The sequence below is a fragment of the Paraburkholderia sp. genome (genome assembly GCF_024281035.1).
GTDB lineage: Bacteria > Pseudomonadota > Gammaproteobacteria > Burkholderiales > Burkholderiaceae > Paraburkholderia.
Window position 1 is genome coordinate 1 of the sequence record NZ_JAMXLH010000014.1, and the last position, 17,979, is coordinate 17,979.

Consider the following 17,979-nt stretch of genomic DNA (forward strand, 5'->3'; position numbering starts at 1 on the left):
ACGCACGATACGCACGATACGCACGATACGCACGATACGCACGATACGCACGATACGCACGATACGCACGATACGCACGATACGCACGATACGCGGGACAGCGTGCGGTCATTGCGGCCGCAAGCGAATGCGGATGCGGGCGGCACGCCGGTTAAGGCATAGCCGCCCGCTATGGTTTTACCCGCTGTGCTTCGTACGCATCGTGCGCGTCAGAACGTTTCCCAGTCGTGCTCCGCACTGGCCGCACCGGCCGGAAGTTCCGGCTCCCGCTGACGCACGGGGGCAGCGCTCGCACGCGCCTTTACCTTCACTTTCGGTTCGTGCGGCGCAGCCGGTTTTACGGGCCTGGGCGCGGCGGCAACCGGCGCCTCGCGCGTCGCGCCGATCCGGAACGCCGAGATCACGTCACGCAAGCCGTGCGATTGCGTAGCCATCGCCTGGGCTGCCGCCGACGCTTCTTCCACCAGTGCCGCATTTTGTTGTGTCATCTCGTCCATCTGCGAGACGGCCTTGTTGACCTGTTCGATGCCCGAGTGCTGCTCTTCGGAAGCGGCGGCGATTTCGCCCATGAGGTCGGCCACGCGTCTTGCGGACACCACGACTTCGTCGATGGTCGTGCCCGCCTCGTCGACGAGCTTCGAGCCTTCCGCCACCTGCGTGACCGACTGGCCGATCAATTCCTTGATTTCCTTCGCGGCACTGGCGCTGCGCTGCGCGAGGGTGCGGACTTCGGCGGCGACGACGGCGAAGCCGCGTCCCTGGTCTCCCGCGCGCGCCGCTTCCACGGCGGCGTTGAGCGCGAGGATGTTGGTCTGGAACGCGATGCTGTCGATTACGCTGATGATCTGCTCGACGCGTTCGGACGTCGTCGAAATATCGTGCATCGTCGCCACGACGCGGCGCACGGCGTCGCCGCCGCGCGCGGCGACCTGGGACGCGTTGACCGCGAGCGTATTGCCCTGGCGCGCGTTGTCGCTGTTGTGTTTCACCGTCGCGGTCAGTTGCTCCATGCTCGCCGCGGTTTCTTCGAGCGAGGCGGCCTGCTCTTCGGTGCGCGACGAAAGGTCGAGATTGCCGGTCGCGATTTCGCTGGCGCCCGTCGTGATCGATTCGGCGGACTGCTGGATGCGCCGCACGGCTTCCACGAGTTGCCGCTGCATCTGACTCATCGCGTACAGCAGGCTGTGCGAGTCGCCGTTCCTGACCTTCACCTGCGTGGTGAGATCGCCCGCGGCAATGCGCGTGCAGATTGCGGTGGCGTAGCCCGGTTCGCCGCCGAGGCTTGCGCGGATGCTGCGGATCAGCCAGACCATGCCGATCGTGACGGCCACGCCAATCAGCGTCACGAGCACGAGGTTGCGGATCAGCGCGCTGAAGAACGCGTCGTCGATGTCGTCGACATAGAGGCCCGAGAAGAGGTGCCAGTCGTACTCGGGCACGAATACGGAGTAGGTGATCTTGCCGACCGGCTGGCTGTGGCCCGGCTTCGGCCACACGTAGCGGGTGAGGTGATTGCCGCCAGGCGACGAACTCTTCACGATCTCGACGGCAACGTGGCTGCCGCGTGCGTCCAGCATGCCGGACTGGTCCTTGTTCTCGAGTTCGGGCTTGGGCGGAACGAGCACGGCCCAGGCCCGCGAATCGTAAGCGCCGAAGTAACCGCTCTGATCGGCGCCGTAACGTATGTTGCGCAGGGCCGCGATGGTCAGGCGCTTTGCTTCGTCGGCGGATATCTGGCCGGACGTGGCCTGCTTCTGGAAGAACGCGACCACGCCCATCGCCGTGTCGACCTGCTGCGCGAGCATCTCTTCGCGATCGTTCAGCATGTTCTGCCGCGTCATGACCGCATTCGCGACAATCATGACGACGAGCGAGATCCACAGCAGGGCGATGATGCACCACGCCTTCTTGTTCAACGATATACGGTTCACTTTTGGAATTCCCGGTCTCTCTCGTGTTGCTGCATTGTCCCAACACGCAATCCAGGCAGGCGGGACGGCCTCCCCACTCTGTTTATCGGACGATCTGGAGCAATCTGAACCCTCGCGGGGCGAATCCGCGCTGGAATGTCGCGTTGATGTGCCTGGGGGCGTTGACCGGGCCGCGACGTTCAGGCCGTGCGGGCGAACGGCCGGCAGCGCTCGACGGCTGAGAAGAACGATGCGACGAGACGGCTCTCGCGCCGCTCGCTCAAACAGCAGACGTGGATGTGCGTGACGACCGGATCGCCCTCGATGCGCAACGGGCGCAGGCGTTCGTCGGGCACGTACTCGGCCTGCGATACCGTCCCGACGCCGAGACCGCGCGCGACGGCTTCGCGCAGCGCTTCGCGGCTGCCGATTTCCATGGCGATGCTGGGGCAAAGGCTTGCTTCGCCGAGTGCGTCTTCAATCGCGCGCCGCGTGGTCGAACCGGGCTCGCGCATGAGGAGCGGTTCGCGGGCGAGTTCCTTCAACGTGATCGACTTGCGAGCGGCAAAGCGATGCGCCTTGTCGACGAACGCGATGACGGGAAACGTCCCGTACGGCTGCGTGTAATAGCGCGTGTCTTCGAATGCGCGGGCCACGACGCCCACGTCGCAGGCGTACTGATCGAGGTCGCGCAGCACTTCCTCGGAATTGCCGAGCGTCACCGAGAGCTGCATGCGCGGATAGATGGCATGCCAGGCCTCGATCATCTCGGTCACGTGAGCCGGACCGACTGCGCCGATTTTCAGCGTGCCGCGCTGAAGCGCGCCGCTATCGTGCAGCAGCGAGATGGCGTCGCTCTCGTAGCCGCTGATGCGCCGCGCAATGGGGAGGAATTCCAGCCCGACCGCGGACAGTTCCACGCGCCGGCCGCGCCGGTGAAAGAGTTCGACACCGTGCTCGCGTTCGAGGGCCTGGATCTGCGACGTGATCGTCGTCTGACTCGTGGAGAGCGCCCGTGCAGCGGCGGTGAAGCCGCCGTGCTGCGCAACGGCGATGAAACTGCGGATCTGCGTGAGGGTCATGGCGGGCGCCGAGCGAATAAACCGTCGCGAACGGCGGTTTCGACCGAAAAACGCAATCTATCCGCGTTGTGTGACAGTTTCGGAACGCGCAGCGCTCGTAATGTGAGGGCGAAGTTGCGGCCATCGCCGGTATGCCCTTGCCCGAATGGGCGCTCACCGCAGTGCTACGGCTGCTACGCGCTGTTTGCTGCGGGCTGGTACGGGCCACTACGGGCGCGGCATCTTCGGCGCTTTCGACCGCGCTCCCGTGGCCGTCTTTTGCTTCTTGTTTCGATTGAATTCCACCGCGGCACGGATCAGCGCTGTTAAAGCGCGTTCATCGACTGCGTCGCCCTCGAACCAGTCGATGGCCCGTCTCGCGTTGCCGTCGAGGCCCGCGTTGAACAGCTTCCCGGGATCGGGGAGGCTTGCGCCAAAGGCGAACGTCAGTTTCACCTTGTCCTTGTGGGCATTGGCGACGGCGATCATGCCGTCGCGATACCAGACCGGGCTTCCCATGTACTTCCATTCCTCGACGATCTCGTGATCGGCATCGAGAATGAGCCTGCGAACGGCCGCGAGTGTTTGCCCGCGCCAGTCCGTGAGCTCCGCGATCATCTGGTCGATGCGTTCGGATGCATTCATGGGATTTCATGCCTCGATGTCGTGGTCGGAGTCCTGCGACGCTAACACCGATGTCTCGTCGGCGTGTGCTTCTCGCCGCATCTCGCGTGCCGCGACGAACGCTGCGGCGATGCCCGAAGCCGCACCCACCACCAGCGCCCAGCGCGGGCCGTAATGATCGGCCACCCAGCCGACGATCGGCGCGCCGATGGGCGTACCGCCCAGCACCACCGCGAGCCGGATCGCCATGACGCGCCCGCGCATGGCGGGCTCGGTCGAGAGTTGCATGAGGCTGTTGGTCGTCGTCGTGAGCGTCAATGCAGCGACGCCAATGAGCACGAGCGCCGCGCCGAACCATCCATAGCCGGGCGCGATTGCCGCAAGCGCACAGCCGACACCGAACAGCACGGAGCCCGTGAGCAGCGAGCCAAAGCGCGGCAGGCTGCGTCGCGCGCCGAGCAGCGCGCCGGACACGGTGCCGACGGCCATCAACGACGAGAGGAGGCCGTAGCCGCCCGCGTCGGTATGAAAGACGCGTACGGCCATCGTCGAGATGAAGATCGGAAAGTTCAGGCCGAACGTGCCGACCAGTGCGAGCATGACGACGATGGCCTTGAGGTCGGGGCGCGACCACACGTAGCGAAAGCCCGCCGTCATGCTGCCGCGCGCCGGACGGGCACGCCCGCGTGTGCGCAGTTCCTGCGTGCGCAGGTGCGTGAGCGAGATCAGCACGGCGACGAACGAGAGGCCGTTGACGATAAACGCCCATCCCACGCCGACCGATGCGATCACCACGCCCGCCACGGCAGGGCCGACCATACGCGCTGCATTGAACGAGGTGGAATTGAGCGCGACGGCGTTGGGCAGGTCGCCGTCGCCGACCAGTTCGGAGACGAAGGTCTGCCGCACCGGCGCATCGAAGGCCGTCGTGCAGCCGAACAGGAAGGCGAATGCGTAGACGTGCCAGAGCTGCACGACGCCGGAGACGGTCAACACGCCGAGCAAGAGCGCGAGCGCGCCCAGCGTCGCCTGCGTGGCCATCAGCAGCTTGCGTTGGTCGAGATGATCGGCGGCGTAGCCGGACCACGGCAGGAAGAGCAACTGGGGCCCGAATTGCAGCCCCATGACCACGCCCACCGCCGCCGCGCTGTGGTGCGTAAGCCCGGTGAGAACGAGCCAGTCCTGCGCCGTGCGCTGCATCCACGTGCCGATGTTGGACACGATCGCGCCGCTCGCCCACACGCGGTAATTGAAGCTGCGCAGCGAGCGAAAGACGCCGTCCGACGAGGTGCTCATGCGTGCTCCGGCGTCAGTCGCTCAGTCATCTACGAGCCGCTGGAGCAGATCGAGTGCGGCAGCGAGTTCCCGCTGTTCGTCCTCGTCGAGCTTTGCTTCGATCGTATGCGAGAGCCAGTCCTGGCGCGCTGCCCGGACATCGCGCAGCCACGCGGCGCAGGCGTCGGTGAGCGACCAGAGCGTCTGGCGGCCGTCGTCGGGGTCGGGTGCGCCATTCAGGAGGCCGGCGGCGTCGAGTTGCGCGATCACGGCGCCCATCGACTGCGGGCGCATGCCTTCGGCGCGCGCGAGGCTCGTTACGGTGCCCGGCCCTTCGCGGTCGAGGCGCACGAGCACGGCGACCTGCGACGGCGTGAAGTCTCCGGGGTTGGACTGTTCGCGCAGGCGGCGTCTGAGTTTGCCGATCAGGGCGCGGATCTCGCTCGCGAGCTGGGCGGCGAGATCGTGTTCGGCGAGGGGATTGCGGCGGGTCATGCGGGCATTCTAGGAGAAAGGAAGGCAAACTTCAAAGTTTGGCTTCAGATCTGCCCTGGGCCTTACATTTGAGCCTGTAATGCGGGCTTTTGAATCGGGCCTGGAATTCGGGCCTGCCGTTCACGGAGGCGTCTTGCCTCGCCGGTAGGATCGGCGCGATGGCAAGGGCGGCGCCTGTCGGCCCGCTCGCCGCTTCGAGGATTGGCAATGCAGACGGTCGTAATCACCGATTGGCAGCAGTTCATGGCGCTCACGATGCAGCTCGAAGGCTGGGCCTTTCGGGGGCAGCAAAACGAGGCCTGGCGGCTCGAAAGCTCGCTTTCGCGCTACATGCGCGACTATGTGCTGGACCGCAGCCAGTGGCGCGTGCGCGAGGAGCGGGCGATCCGCATCTTCCGGCGCAAGGCGCACAACTTTCTCGCGCATCCCGACCTGCTCAAGGACGACCTGCGCTGCCTCGCGCTGATGCAGCACCACGGCGCGCCGACGCGCCTGCTCGATTTCACGAAAAGTCCCTTCGTCGCCGCGTTCTTCGCACTTGAACGCGCGACCGGCGATGCGGCGGTCTTCGCGCTGAATACGCCCGCGCTGTGGAATAACCGGGCCGTGCCGAAGGCCAACCCGACGCTCACGCGCGACATGATCGATCCCCGCGTGCACGACAATTTCGACCGGTACTATTTTTCAAACCGCCACGAGATCGTGTGGTTCGGCGAACCCACGGAAATGGACGACCGGCTCGTCGCGCAGTCGGGCACGTTCGTGGTGCCCGGCGTCATCGACAAGTCGCTACAGGCCATTCTCGACGGCTACGAAAGCAACGAAGAACTCCTGCACAAGATCGTGCTGCCCGAGCGCATTCGCGTCGACGCGATGAAGTGGCTCTACCGGATGAACATCACCAATGCATCGCTGCTTCCGGGGCTCGACGGTCTTGCGCGCTCGATTGCGGTCGAACTGGAAATCGTCTGGCCGGGTCTGATGCCGTCTCCGTGACGCCCGCGGCGCGCCAGCCGGGCCAGCCGCGTTAGCCGCGCTAGTGGTTCGCCCTGAAAATGCCATTGAGCTGCGGGCCGCGCGCGGCGCCTTCGAAGCCGTCGAAGCGGCCCTCGGCCAGCGCCTGCGCGGCGCGCATGAAAGCGCCCCATGCCGCGCGCGCCAATGCGCCGCCGACGCTCACGCGCCGCACGCCGAGCGCCGCGAGATCCGCAAGCGTGAACTCCGAGACCGAACCCACCAGCACGTTGACCGGCTTCGGCGCGACTGCGCCGACCACGGCGGCGATCTGTTCGCGCGTCTGGATGCCCGGCGCGTAAAGGCAATCGGCGCCCGCGTCCGCGTAGGCCACGAGGCGACGGATGGCGTCGTCGAGATCGGCCTTGCCCGCGAAAAAATTCTCGGCGCGTCCGACGAGCAGCGTGTCGCCGCCGTGTGCGTCGATGGCGCGCCGCGCCGCCTTGATCCGCTCGACGGCAACCTCGACCGGAAACAGCGGCGCGGCCGGGTCGCTCGTCGAGTCCTCGATGGACAGGCCCGCAACGCCCGTTTCCACCGCCAGGCACACGCTTTGCTCAACTTCATCGGGGTTCGCGCCGAAACCACTTTCGAAATCGGCGTTCACGGGCAGGTCCGTCGCGCTCGCGATTGCGCGCAGATGGGCAAGCACCGCCTCGCGGCCGACGGTGTTGTCGGCGTGGCCCGTGGACCAGGCAAATCCGGAACTGGTGGTGGCGAGCGCCTTGAAGCCGAGGTCCTGCAAATAACGGGCGCTGCCCACATCCCACGGATTCGGCAGCATGAAGCAGCCGGACTCGTGCAGCGCGCGAAACGCCGCGCGCTTTTCGCCTGTGGTTTGAGGCATGACGTGTCTCCTGGTCGAATAAGGGGACGGCAAGCGTGAGTGCCGCACGCTCGCCAGCATAAACGGGGTAGTCGTTTCGTGCGGTCGGCGTGAGCTCACACCAACATGGAGGGACATGAAATGTTTGCTATCGCAGATGCCGGAGCCGAAACCTGATTGAAGTTAATTCGGTACGTAACTATCCAATCGTTCAGATCTACCTTTCTTTTTGGGGTACGAAATGACTGATGAATCATCGGGGGTGATGCCCCTATCCGCGGAAGACGCCCAACGTCAGTTGCGCCGCGCTGTCATTGCCAGCACGATCGGCACGACGATCGAGTGGTACGACTTCTTTCTCTACAGCATCGTAACGGGCCTCGTTTTCGCGAAACTGTACTTTCCTGAATCCGATCCGCTCGTCGGCACGCTGCAGGCGTTTCTGATTTACGCGGTCGGTTTTATTGCGCGGCCGGTCGGTGCGGCGATTTTCGGCCACTACGGCGATCGCGTCGGCCGCAAGGCCACGCTGATCGTGACGCTGCTCACGATGGGGCTCGCCACGTTCGCCGTGGCGTTCGTTCCGACCTATGCCTCGATCGGTATCTGGGGCGCCGTGATTCTCACCGTGCTGCGCTTCATTCAGGGTGTGGGCGTGGGCGGCGAGTGGGGCGGCTCGGTGCTGATGTCCATGGAGTGGGCGCGAACCAATTCGCACCGCGGCTTTGTGGCTTCCTGGCCGCAGTTCGGCGTGCCGGCGGGACTGTTCATCGCCAACCTGGCGGTTCTGGCGATGAGCGAAATCTCCGGTAGCGCGTTCCTCACCTGGGGATGGCGTGTGCCGTTCTTCATGAGCATCGTGCTCGTCGCAATCGGCCTCTACATCCGCTTGAACATCCTGGAGACGCCAATATTTGCGAAGCTGCTCGCCGAGCGCAAGATCGAAAAGACCCCGATGCTCGAGGTGATCCGCCGCCAGCCGAAAGACATTCTGTATTCGGCGCTCGCACGTATGGCCGAACAGGCGCCGTTCTACATCTTTACTGCCTTTGTCTTCACGTATGGCGTGACGAACCTCGGCGTATCGCGGAACCTCCTGCTAATCGCAGTGCTCGCGGCTTCCGTCGTGGAATTCGGCACGATTCCGTTTTTCGGCCACCTGTCCGACCGGATCGGGCGCAAGCGCATGTACATGATCGGCGCCGTGGCGGTAGGCGTATTCGGCTTTCTCTACTTCGCGATGGTCGACACCAGAAATCCAATGTGGATCTTCGCGGCGATCGTGCTTTCGCTGGTGCCGCACTCGATGCTGTACGGTCCGCAGGCAGCCTTTATCGCCGAATCGTTCACGGGGCGGCTGCGCTACAGCGGCGCGTCGCTCGGCTATCAACTGGCTTCCGTCATTGCCGGCGGTCCCGCGCCATTGATCGCAACGGCGCTCTTCGCTTACTACCGCTCGGGCTATGCGATTGCGGCGTACATCCTCGTGTGCGCCGTGGTCAGCCTCTTTGCCGCGTGGCGCATGGGCGACTACACGAACAAGGATATCTCGCGCGAATACGATGAAGCGCATGCGTTGCACGATGGCGGACACGCTTCACGGCCCGCATGAGCTATCGGTTTGCGGTACGGCTTTGCGGCACGGCAGGTCAATGCGCCAGGCAACTGGCGCATTGACTGATTCGGTGCGCCCACATGCGGTTTGCATGATGCCGGCAACGCTTGCGACCCGGCTGCACAACGCACGCATGCAGCCGCTATCACGACGATGTTGCGAACCGTCAATCGCGGCCCTGTCCGGCTCATGCGCCGCGCATCGTTTCACGCTTCGACGTGCCTCATCATCTGCGCGCGACGCCTGCAAAAGCGCACGCAAGACTGCGCGGTGCGCTATTTCGTCATCCCGTCGCGAAGCCGCCCGAAATGGTTGCGCAAGGACAAGATTGCCCGGGGCGAAATTAAAAAATCGCGGTCTGCGCAGCGCGTGTCTATCTGAATAATTCGCGCAATTGCCGGACTGGCAAGGCCTCGCGTGCTTATGTGGCTAATAAAACCATTGTGCAAGTAAGGAAATGCGCCGGATGTCTGATTTTTTGAGTGACCTAAAACCCTTTCATCGTCACGGGAATATGTGCGGCATTCTGCTGCATAACCGAAATTGAGAAATTGATGGCTATCAAAGATATCTATTACCGGAGGGTTTAGTCTCTTTCCTGTTACGAAGTCGTAATTAACAGGTTGCACTGATATCGTTGAAGTCGCGAAAGACATTATTTCATTTTGCCGGGGAATGGCTATCTGAAAATCGGTTTGCTGCCCGCGCTGAATGTAATTGGCATTGGGATCTCGGTTCATTATGGTTGCGCATCTCAAACCCGGCTTTAACGGGTGACAGGTGTTTTTTGCCCGCGTCGCTATTCCCCGAATAGCTCGCATCGGCTGCGCAGGGAAGCCAGTCCTCGATCCGCTCGTGCGGCACCCGTTGCCGCAGGGAGAATTGCGTGCGTGAACGGGAGAATCGTCTTCAGGTAATCAATATCGCCTGGTTCCGGCAGGAAATTCCGAACGAAATTCGGACGAGAATACACACAAAACGCTCTGTTTAACGCGCCGTGGATTACTGAAAGAAAGGGAATGTTAGCCGCCGTCTGGGGATTTTCGGCGCCAAATTATTCCTGGCGCATCACAGCTCCCGGCAGCGAGAGCAAATAAGGAGAATGCTCATGAAACGAAAAATTTGTACTGCTTTGGCCGTTGCCGGTTTGCTGGCCGGTTTCTCTTATTCGGCGCTTTCCGCGACTGCGGTGCCGGGTGATCTGGGTGCGCCGCAGGGTGCGCCGATTCAGGCTGTGCTGACCAGCCCGCCGAACGTGCCGCCTCCGATCGACCGTAAGTATCCGGCGCGCGTGATCGTCAATCTCGACATCAAGGAAGTCAAAAAGGAAATCGCGGACGGCGTGACGTACGACTTCTGGACGTTTGGCGGCACCGTGCCGGGCAGCTTTATCCGCGTGCGCCAGGGCGACACGGTTGAATTGCACCTGACGAATCCGCCGGATTCGCACATGCCGCACAACATCGACCTTCACGCAGTGACCGGTCCTGGCGGCGGCGCGCCGCTGACGCTGACGTCGCCGGGCCACGAGGGTGTGTTCACGTTCAAGGCGCTGAACTCCGGCCTGTTCGTTTACCACTGCGCGGCAACGCCGGTCGGCATGCACATCGCCAACGGCATGTACGGCATGATCGAAGTGGATCCGCCGGAAGGCCTGCCGAAGGTCGACCACGAATACTACGTGATGCAGGGCGATTTCTACACGGCCGGCAAGTATCACGAGCAAGGCATGCAGGGCTTCGACATGGAGAAGGCCCTCGACGAGCGTCCGACCTACGTGCTGTTCAACGGCCGTGAAGGCGCGCTCACGGGCGATAACGCCCTGAAGGCCAAGGTCGGCGAGAGCGTGCGTCTGTTCGTGGGCAATGGCGGTCCCAACCTGGTGTCGAGCTTCCACGTGATCGGGGCGATCTTCGACCGCGTGTGGGACGGCTCGCTCAAGCACTACGAAGAGAATGTGCAGACCACGCTGATTCCTGCGGGCAGCGCGAAGGTGGTCCAGTTCAATACGCCGGTGCCGGGCACGTTCCTGCTGGTCGATCACTCGATCTTCCGCACGTTCAACAAGGGCGCGCTGGGCATGCTGAAGGTGGACGGTGCGCCCGCGCCGGAAGTCTACGCACCGGGCCCGGTTACGGCGATGGCGAAGGCAACGACGGCACCGGCAGCACCGGCAGCAGCAGCCGCAGCGTCGGGTGCAGCCGCGCAATCGAGCACGGCAGCGCCGGTACACGCCACGAGTACGCATGCAGCAGCAGGCAAGCCGGCCGATCTCGTCGCAACGGGCAAGCACGTGTTCGAGGGCATCTGTGCCGCGTGTCACCAGGCAACGGGCAGTGGCATTCCGACCGTGTTCCCGCCGCTCGCGAAGTCCGACTTCCTCGCAGCCGATCCGAAGCGTGCGATTCACATCGTGCTGAACGGTCTGAACGGGAAGGTCACGGTGAATGGCGAGCACTTCGATTCGTCGATGCCGCCGCTCGGTCCGCAACTGACCGACCAGGAAATCGCCGGCGCACTGACGTATGTGCTGAACAGCTGGGGCAATCCGGGCGGACATGTGAGCCCGGAAGAAGTGGCAGCAGCGCGCACGCCGACCTCGGCACACTGACGCTGCGACTTACCGGAGTGGAGTTCAACGATGCGATCCCCCAGGCTGTTGGCCGCCGTACTCTTACTGGCAGCTTCGTGTGCGTATGCCGATGGGCAATACGCCTTCGTGCCGGGGGGATCGTTTCGTAGCGCGATTGCGCAAGAGGGCAATGCGACCGACGCCGTCGACGTAGCGGCCTTTCGCATGCGCACGAAGCTCGTAACCAACGCGGAGTTCCTCGCTTTCGTCAAGCAGGACCCGAGTTGGCGCCGGGATCGCGTCGCCTCCTTGTTCGCCTCTTCGGGGTATTTGTCTCACTGGGCCGGGTCGTCGAGACTCGGCGACAACGCGCCAGCCGATCAGCCGGTGACGAAAGTCAGCTGGTTTGCTGCGCGCGCCTTTTGTGCTTCCGAACACGCGCGTCTGCCCGACTGGATCGAGTGGGAATACGCCGCGGCAGCGGACGCACACCATCGTGACGCTCGCGCTGACGTTATCCGCAAGGCACGCATTCTTGCGGCTCTGACCGCCAGTTTCAGCAGCGCACAGACCAAAGCCGACAACAGCAACGCGCCGAACACGTACGGGTTGTACGGCATGCATTCGCTTGTGGGCGAATGGGTGAACGACTACGCGGCATTGTTCGTGAATACCGACACGCGCGCCCCCGGTGGAACCGGGCAACTGCAGCTTTGTGGCGGTGCGGCGCTCGCGTTTGTCGATCGCACCGATTACGCGTTGCTGATGCGTGTCGCGGCTCTCGCCGCGCTTGCGCCTGCCGATAGCGCCAATGTGGGCTTCCGGTGCGTCAAGGACGTCGGCGACGGAGAAAAAACATGAAGCACATCCGTGGTGTCTGTCGCGTGCTCTACGCACTGTGTTTGCCTTATGTGCTCAACTCAGTGCTCGGCCCGGTGCTCGGCGCCTGCCTGCTCGCCAGCGCGCCGGCCATTGCCGCAGCGCCTGCCGCGCAGCTTCCGGGCGATTCGCTCTACCGAACCCCGCTTGTATTGCAGGACCAGCAAGGGCGCAAGTTCGATCTCGCGTCAGTGCGCGGAAAGCCGGTCATCGTCAGCATGTTCTACGCGTCCTGCACCTCGGCATGCCCGTTGACGGTCGACACGATCGATCAGACGCGCCGCGCTGTGGATGCAGCCGGTCGCACCGCGCCTCCCGTTCTGATGATCAGCTTCGATCCGGAACACGACGATGTCCTCAATCTCGCGGCCATGGCGAAGGCGCATCAACTCGATCCGGCGTACTGGCGTGTGACGCGCCCGGCGTCCGGCGACGTGATGGCGTTTGCCGCCACGCTGGGTATTGCCTACCGTCACCGCGCGGGCGGCGATATCAGCCACAATGCCGTGATTGCACTGCTGGACGAGAACGGTCGGGTCATTGCGCAAACAACGGTTGTCGGCGCACTCGATCCGGCGTTTGTCGATGCCGTGAAGGCACAGGTTGCGAAGCACTGAGGGATACGCGAGGTCGAGCCGATCCCGGAGCAACCCGAAGACGACTTTAAAGCTGGCGTGGATTGTCAAAGATACGTGGCGAGCAGCGCCACGATCATTGCCGCAAGCGCCAGCAATAGCGCGGCGAGCCAGAGCGAAGCGCGTGCCGGTGAGGCGATTGTCGAGGGCAGCCGCTTGCGGCCCGTGAGCATCGGGCCCAGCAGATTGTGGCCTTTCGCGAGCGCGTAGACGCCAATCGCGCAAAGATGCAGCACCACCGCGGCGAGCAGAACATACCAGCCATAAGCGTGCAGCGCCGAGATCGCGTTCGCGATGCGCGCCGGAACGATCTCGCTAAGCGGCCCCTCGTCGGCGATATCGTTGTAGACGTAAATGCCGCTTAGCGTCTCGATCAACAAAAGTGCGAGCAGCAGCAGAACCATCCAGGCGCCTGCGGGATTGTGCCCAACCTGGATGTCCGGCTCGCGCCTGAAGAGATGCCGCAGATGCCGGAACGCCGCCGCTGGCGTTGAGATGAAACTGCCGAAGCGCGAAGTTTCGCTCCCGACACAACCCCACATCAGCCGGAACAGCACGAGCGCGAGCAGCGTTTCGCCAAAGCGCACGTGCAGGTTGATCCAGTTGAACCGCTCGGTGATCCAGGCGCCGGCCACGAGCGCGACGGTCAGCCAGTGAAAGAGCCGCGTCGGGAAGTCCCAGACGCGCACCGGGCGTTCGCGGACGGCATTGGCTCGATTCGATTCCATAGACACGCGCGAGAGAGAGAGAGCGGCGTGTGGTGCCGCTCCTCCTGAGTACGAGTCTAGCGAATCCGTATTCGCGTGTCGCGGGCGCGGCACGCTGTGGTGCGCCGCAATGTGCGGCGGCGTGCTGCCCTGCAACATCAATGGCCATGCGCCTGTGAAGCGCCGCGTCGATGCGGAATTCACGCGCATGGCGCGTGAAAGCACGTAGTGATTAATCGCGCGTTTCAGGTCATCATCGGTAGTGCTTCGATGAGAACGAACCCGAGCAATGTGCCGATGGCGGCCCCGATGAGCCGTGGATGCCAGCGCTCCAGATGGAGCGCGGTAATGAGCGCGCCGATCAGGATTGCGCCGAGCAACGCGAACGCAATGAGAACATAGGTGATCTCGAATCCACTGGTGATGAGCATACGGCCTCCCTGATGACGCCGTGATCGCAGTGACAACGCACGTGTCAACTATATCACGCTGTGATACAACGCCTATAATCGAAACGGACAGTTCGCAACACGTGTCGTCGCAGGCCGCGCGCGCTTCGGACCTCACGCAACGCAAAGCGGGGGAGGAGAAAATGTCTTCTTTCAGCCGGATTCTGCTGTGCTACGACGCCTCGCGGGAAGGGCGCCGGGCGTTACGCGAAGGGGCGCAGCTTGCGCTCGAGTGCCACGCGCAAACGCACTTGCTGGCCGTGCTCGATAACGCGCCGGTGCAGTGGGCGATGGCGGATGTGACATTGGCAGTGCCGCTGGATTCGGCAGAAGACGCGGCCCGGGAGATTTTGCGCGAGGGCGTCGCACGCCTGACCGCGATGGGGCTCGATGCGCAAGGCCATTTTGTGGTTGGGCGGCCGATCGACGAGATTGCGCGCTATTGCGAAATGTTGAAACCCGATGTCGTCGTGCTCGGGCATCATCGCCGCGGCGCATTGGCCCGCTGGTGGGAAGGTCGCGACGACCGCCTGTTGCTTGACCGCGTGTCGTGCAACGTGCTGGTCGTGACCGCGCCAGAACCAGAACCGGCGCCCGCGTAAGCAGGGCGCTGCGCGAGGATCAAGCTTCCAGTCCGAAAGGTGTTCGACGCGTTTTGCGGCGGTACCGCGCTGCGGCATTTGCGGTGCGGCACGCACGTGCCTGCGGGTATTGCGATGCGTCGCTGCCGAGATCGGCAAAAAGTCCGCCGCGATTGGCCCGCTCGGCTGCCTCGTCCGGCAGCAATACCGCCGTCAAAAAGGTCAAACAGACCCCGGCGAAAACCGCGAGCACGGACATTACAATCGCTTCAAACATTCGTTGCCCCGCTTGTAAAATTGCAACACGCAGGCTGGGCGCCTGCCGTTGTCATGCGTTCACCCAGCGTTTACACCAGTCCATTCTGTGCATCCCGATGGCGGGTGTCCAAGACGATATTGCAATCGTTCCGATAAGTGACTCTTATAGAGGACCGGAGCTCGATGCTGCGCCCCCTTCGATACGTGGTAACCGTCGCAGAACTGAAGAACTTCACGCGCGCCGCCGAGGTGCTGCACGTTTCCCAGCCCGCGTTGTCGCAGCAGATCCGGCAACTGGAGAGCGAACTGGGCGGCCAGCTTTTCGACCGCACTGGCCGCACCGTGAGCCTCACCGATTTTGGCCGCGAATACGTCGAGCACGCAAAGCAGGCGCTGGCGCAGCTCGAAGCCGGCCGACGCGCGCTGCACGAATTGCGCGACCTCACACGCGGTCTGCTGCGCCTCGCCTATACGCCGACTTTCTCCGAATACCTGATCGATCCCGCGTTGCAGAAATTTCGCACGGCGCATCCGGCTATTGCCATCGAACTCGCGGAGAAGCCGCTGGAAGAAATCGAGGGCGGGCTCCTGCGCGACGAACTCGATCTCGGCATCGGCTTTACCGATGTGCGCTCGGAAGAAATTCAAGCGCAACCTCTGTTCGAGGAGCACATCGCGCTCGTGGTGTCGAAGCGTCACAATCTCGCGCGGCGGAAAAAGCCCATTCCCGCCGCCGAACTCGCCGCGACGCCCATGACGCTGCTCAGCCCGGATTTCGTCGTGCGCCAGTTCGCCGACACATGGTTGCGTGTGCATCAAACCCGGCCACCGGTCATGGTGCAGTCGAACGCACTGGGGACGGTGCTCAAGCTCGTAAAGCAAGGCACGCTCGCGTCGATCCTGCCCTCGGCGGTGATGCGGGAACACGACGGGCTCGTCAGCCTGGCCGTCTCGCCCGCACTGCCGCAAAGGACGGTGGCATTGCTTTCGCGTCGCAACGCCTATACGACGCTGGCGGCGAAGGCGTTTTCGGCCATGCTGATCGAACTGGTTGAAAGCGAAGGCTTCGCGCAACGCTAGGCCGTTGAAGGCGGGGCAATCGGCCACTCTCGCGTGCCCGCATGTCCTGCGACGTATACGCGATTCGTTATGCTTAAGCAGAAAATTATCAATTGTTGACGTTTGTCACGCCTCGATATGCTGGCAGCACTTCACTCATTGCACGCCGACGTGCTGCCTCGTTCATGTCACTGTCCACCTTCATCGACTGGCTGACGAATTTCGCACCCCATCCCGGCGTGCCGATGTGGCGCGAGCGCGTAAGGCGATGCGCGGGCGCGCTTCTCGGCATCGGCACTGCGGCACTGTCCACACGCTACGTGTTTGGCGAGGCGGGCGGCATCCCGATGCTTATCGCGCCGATGGGCGCGTCGGCGGTGCTGCTGTTCGGCGCATTCGAGAGCCCGCTGGCACAGCCGTGGTCGATACTCGGCGGCAACATCGTTTCGGCGTTGATCGGCGTGGCCTGTGTGCAGTGGTTTGCCGATCCGGGCACGGCAGCAGCCGTGGCGGTTGCGCTTGCAATCGGCGCCATGTATGCGTTGCGCTGCGTGCATCCGCCTTCGGGCGCCGTTGCGCTGACCGCCGTGCTCGGCGGCCCGGCCGTGCATGCGCTGGGGTTACGTTTCGTGATCGAACCGGTGCTGTTTCAGTCGGTCGCATTGCTCGGTGCGGCGCTCGTGTATCACGCGCTAACGGGTCACCGCTATCCGCATACGGTCGTGCATGCCGTACCGCAGCACAAAACGGATTTGGAGCGTACGCAGGCGTCGCGCTTCGATGCGGCCGCCAACGTCTTCTGGCATGGATTCGACGAAATCACCTGCGAGGACGTGATGAGCACGGACGTGCGAGCCGTGCCGTCGACAATGCATCGCAAGGCCGCGCGCGAACTGCTGCATCGCGAAGGTGTGACGGCACTGCATGTAGTCGATGCAATGCACCGGCTGGTGGGTGTGGTGACGCACGGCGATCTCGCCGAAGCGTCCGTTCCGTTGCTCAGGCGGCTGTGGCGAGCGCTGCGGCGCGGATCAGCACGCGTCGAGGAAACGGTCGAGGCGGTGATGACGGCAGCCGTCCATGCGGTCCATCAGGCGACGCCGCTGGCCGGACTCGTACCGGCCTTCACCGATCACGCGATTTCGTCGATCCCGGTGCTCGACGACGGACAGCGGCTGGTCGGCGTGATCAAGCATTCGGACATGATCCGCTGGCTGCATCGCCAGGCGGGCGAGGCGCGGACCGTTGCGCGCGCCCGCTGATCCGATCACGGATCGCGCGGGCGCGTCACGTCGCATCACGTTACGTCACGCTTGCGCGAGAATTTGCCGGATCGCCTGCTCGAAGGTTTCCACGGGTTGCCCGCCGCTCACGAGATAGCGCTCGTTGAAGATGATCGCGGGCACCGACTGAATACCCATCGACTGAACTTCCTCTTCTTGCGCGCGAACGTCGTCGGCATAGGCTTCGCTCTCGAGGACCTCGCGTGCCTGCGCGCCGTCGAGTCCGACCGATTGCGCGGCTTCCACCAGCACGTCATGGTTGCCCGGATCCTTCCCGTTCGAATGATAGGCGCGCAGCAGCGCCAGCTTCAGCGGCACTTGCTGGCCCACGAGACCGGCCCAATGCAGCAGGCGATGCGCGTCGAACGTGTTGTAGATAAAGTTGCGCGGTCCGAAATCGAAGCCCACGTCTTTACCGCGCGCGCGGATCATGGCCTGGTTTTCGGCAATCTGCTCGGGCGTAAGCTCGTACTTCTTGCTGATGTAATCGACGAGCGATTCGCCGGCCGGTCCCATCTGCGGATTCAGCTCGAACGGATGCACGGCGATCTGCGCGTCGACCTCGTCGCCAAGGCGTTGCAGCGCGAGTTGCAGCGAAGAAAGACCAATCGCACACCACGGGCAGGCGATATCGGAGACAAAATCGATCTTGAGCGGCTGCGTCATTGCGTTCCTCATGGACATGACTGGTTGCGCGCCGGGAAAAGTGGAACGCAACGATGGCGCACAGCGTAGC

General features: G+C 63.4%; 19 protein-coding genes. 8 read left to right on the plus strand and 11 right to left on the minus strand.

Going from position 1 to position 17,979, the window contains the following annotated elements:
- Positions 1–209: 209 nt before the first annotated feature.
- The 5 genes from Q0L30_RS02850 to Q0L30_RS02870 all read right to left on the minus strand — a co-directional run bounded on the left by Q0L30_RS02850 (position 210) and on the right by Q0L30_RS02870 (position 5,365).
- A complete protein-coding gene (locus Q0L30_RS02850; protein WP_296650916.1) occupies positions 210–1,931 on the minus strand; it encodes a methyl-accepting chemotaxis protein in 1,722 nt (573 codons plus the stop codon).
- Between the two features lie 179 nt (positions 1,932–2,110).
- The gene (locus Q0L30_RS02855; RefSeq protein ID WP_296650918.1) at positions 2,111–2,992 is read right to left on the minus strand and encodes a LysR substrate-binding domain-containing protein; all 882 of its coding nucleotides are present in this window, start codon (positions 2,990–2,992) and stop codon (positions 2,111–2,113) included.
- Between the two features lie 207 nt (positions 2,993–3,199).
- The gene (locus Q0L30_RS02860; protein WP_296650920.1) at positions 3,200–3,616 is read right to left on the minus strand and encodes a DUF1801 domain-containing protein; all 417 of its coding nucleotides are present in this window, start codon (positions 3,614–3,616) and stop codon (positions 3,200–3,202) included.
- Positions 3,617–3,622: 6 nt separating this feature from the next.
- Positions 3,623–4,891: an MFS transporter gene (locus Q0L30_RS02865; protein ID WP_296650921.1), complete on the minus strand. Its 1,269-nt coding sequence runs from the start codon at positions 4,889–4,891 to the stop codon at positions 3,623–3,625.
- A 21-nt stretch (positions 4,892–4,912) separates the two neighbouring features.
- Positions 4,913–5,365 carry a MarR family transcriptional regulator gene (locus Q0L30_RS02870; protein WP_296650924.1) on the minus strand — a complete coding sequence of 151 codons (453 nt, stop codon included), beginning with the start codon at positions 5,363–5,365 and terminating at the stop codon, positions 4,913–4,915.
- Positions 5,366–5,572: 207 nt separating this feature from the next.
- Between Q0L30_RS02870 and Q0L30_RS02875 the strand changes: the two genes are divergently transcribed.
- Entirely contained in the window at positions 5,573–6,361 is a 789-nt protein-coding gene (locus Q0L30_RS02875) for an FRG domain-containing protein (protein ID WP_296650926.1), read from the plus strand.
- A 40-nt stretch (positions 6,362–6,401) separates the two neighbouring features.
- On the opposite strand, the gene Q0L30_RS02880 is transcribed toward Q0L30_RS02875, so the two are convergent.
- Positions 6,402–7,226: an oxaloacetate decarboxylase gene (locus tag Q0L30_RS02880; protein ID WP_296650928.1), complete on the minus strand. Its 825-nt coding sequence runs from the start codon at positions 7,224–7,226 to the stop codon at positions 6,402–6,404.
- A 244-nt stretch (positions 7,227–7,470) separates the two neighbouring features.
- Here Q0L30_RS02880 and Q0L30_RS02885 point away from each other — a divergent pair, with 244 nt between their 5' ends.
- Positions 7,471–8,817, plus strand: a complete 1,347-nt coding sequence (locus tag Q0L30_RS02885; RefSeq protein ID WP_296651235.1) for an MFS transporter — start codon at positions 7,471–7,473, stop codon at positions 8,815–8,817.
- A gap of 278 nt (positions 8,818–9,095) precedes the next feature.
- Here Q0L30_RS02885 and Q0L30_RS02890 read toward each other — a convergent pair whose 3' ends face one another.
- Complete coding sequence (locus tag Q0L30_RS02890; protein WP_296650931.1) at positions 9,096–9,560, minus strand: hypothetical protein; 465 nt, start codon at positions 9,558–9,560, stop codon at positions 9,096–9,098.
- 368 nt (positions 9,561–9,928) lie between these two features.
- On the opposite strand from Q0L30_RS02890, the gene nirK reads away from it, so the two are divergent.
- Genes nirK through Q0L30_RS02905 form a run of 3 tightly spaced genes read left to right on the plus strand, consistent with a single transcriptional unit; the run spans position 9,929 to position 12,888 of the window.
- Positions 9,929–11,431, plus strand: coding sequence for a copper-containing nitrite reductase (nirK, locus tag Q0L30_RS02895; protein ID WP_296650933.1), 1,503 nt, complete (start codon positions 9,929–9,931; stop codon positions 11,429–11,431).
- Between the two features lie 30 nt (positions 11,432–11,461).
- The gene (locus tag Q0L30_RS02900) at positions 11,462–12,253 is read left to right on the plus strand and encodes an SUMF1/EgtB/PvdO family nonheme iron enzyme (protein WP_296650935.1); all 792 of its coding nucleotides are present in this window, start codon (positions 11,462–11,464) and stop codon (positions 12,251–12,253) included.
- Positions 12,250–12,888 (plus strand): SCO family protein, encoded by a 639-nt coding sequence (locus Q0L30_RS02905; RefSeq protein WP_296650937.1) that lies wholly within the window; start codon positions 12,250–12,252, stop codon positions 12,886–12,888. Before Q0L30_RS02900 ends, Q0L30_RS02905 begins: the two co-directional genes overlap by 4 nt.
- Positions 12,889–12,953: 65 nt before the next feature.
- Here Q0L30_RS02905 and Q0L30_RS02910 read toward each other — a convergent pair whose 3' ends face one another.
- Together Q0L30_RS02910 and Q0L30_RS02915 are read right to left on the minus strand one after the other, a co-directional pair.
- The gene (locus tag Q0L30_RS02910) at positions 12,954–13,634 is read right to left on the minus strand and encodes a cytochrome b/b6 domain-containing protein (protein WP_296650939.1); all 681 of its coding nucleotides are present in this window, start codon (positions 13,632–13,634) and stop codon (positions 12,954–12,956) included.
- Positions 13,635–13,858: 224 nt separating this feature from the next.
- Positions 13,859–14,044, minus strand: a complete 186-nt coding sequence (locus Q0L30_RS02915) for a hypothetical protein (RefSeq protein WP_296650941.1) — start codon at positions 14,042–14,044, stop codon at positions 13,859–13,861.
- A 101-nt stretch (positions 14,045–14,145) separates the two neighbouring features.
- On the opposite strand from Q0L30_RS02915, the gene Q0L30_RS02920 reads away from it, so the two are divergent.
- Complete coding sequence (locus Q0L30_RS02920; RefSeq protein WP_296650944.1) at positions 14,146–14,664, plus strand: universal stress protein; 519 nt, start codon at positions 14,146–14,148, stop codon at positions 14,662–14,664.
- Between the two features lie 19 nt (positions 14,665–14,683).
- Here the strand turns inward: Q0L30_RS02920 and Q0L30_RS02925 are convergent, their stop codons facing one another.
- Positions 14,684–14,920, minus strand: coding sequence for a hypothetical protein (locus tag Q0L30_RS02925; protein ID WP_296650946.1), 237 nt, complete (start codon positions 14,918–14,920; stop codon positions 14,684–14,686).
- A gap of 164 nt (positions 14,921–15,084) precedes the next feature.
- Between Q0L30_RS02925 and cynR the strand changes: the two genes are divergently transcribed.
- Positions 15,085–15,981: a transcriptional regulator CynR gene (cynR, locus tag Q0L30_RS02930; RefSeq protein ID WP_296650949.1), complete on the plus strand. Its 897-nt coding sequence runs from the start codon at positions 15,085–15,087 to the stop codon at positions 15,979–15,981.
- 164 nt (positions 15,982–16,145) lie between these two features.
- A complete protein-coding gene (locus tag Q0L30_RS02935) occupies positions 16,146–17,222 on the plus strand; it encodes an HPP family protein (RefSeq protein WP_296650951.1) in 1,077 nt (358 codons plus the stop codon).
- A gap of 45 nt (positions 17,223–17,267) precedes the next feature.
- Here the strand turns inward: Q0L30_RS02935 and Q0L30_RS02940 are convergent, their stop codons facing one another.
- Positions 17,268–17,909, minus strand: coding sequence for a DsbA family oxidoreductase (locus Q0L30_RS02940; RefSeq protein ID WP_296650953.1), 642 nt, complete (start codon positions 17,907–17,909; stop codon positions 17,268–17,270).
- Positions 17,910–17,979: the final 70 nt, after the last annotated feature.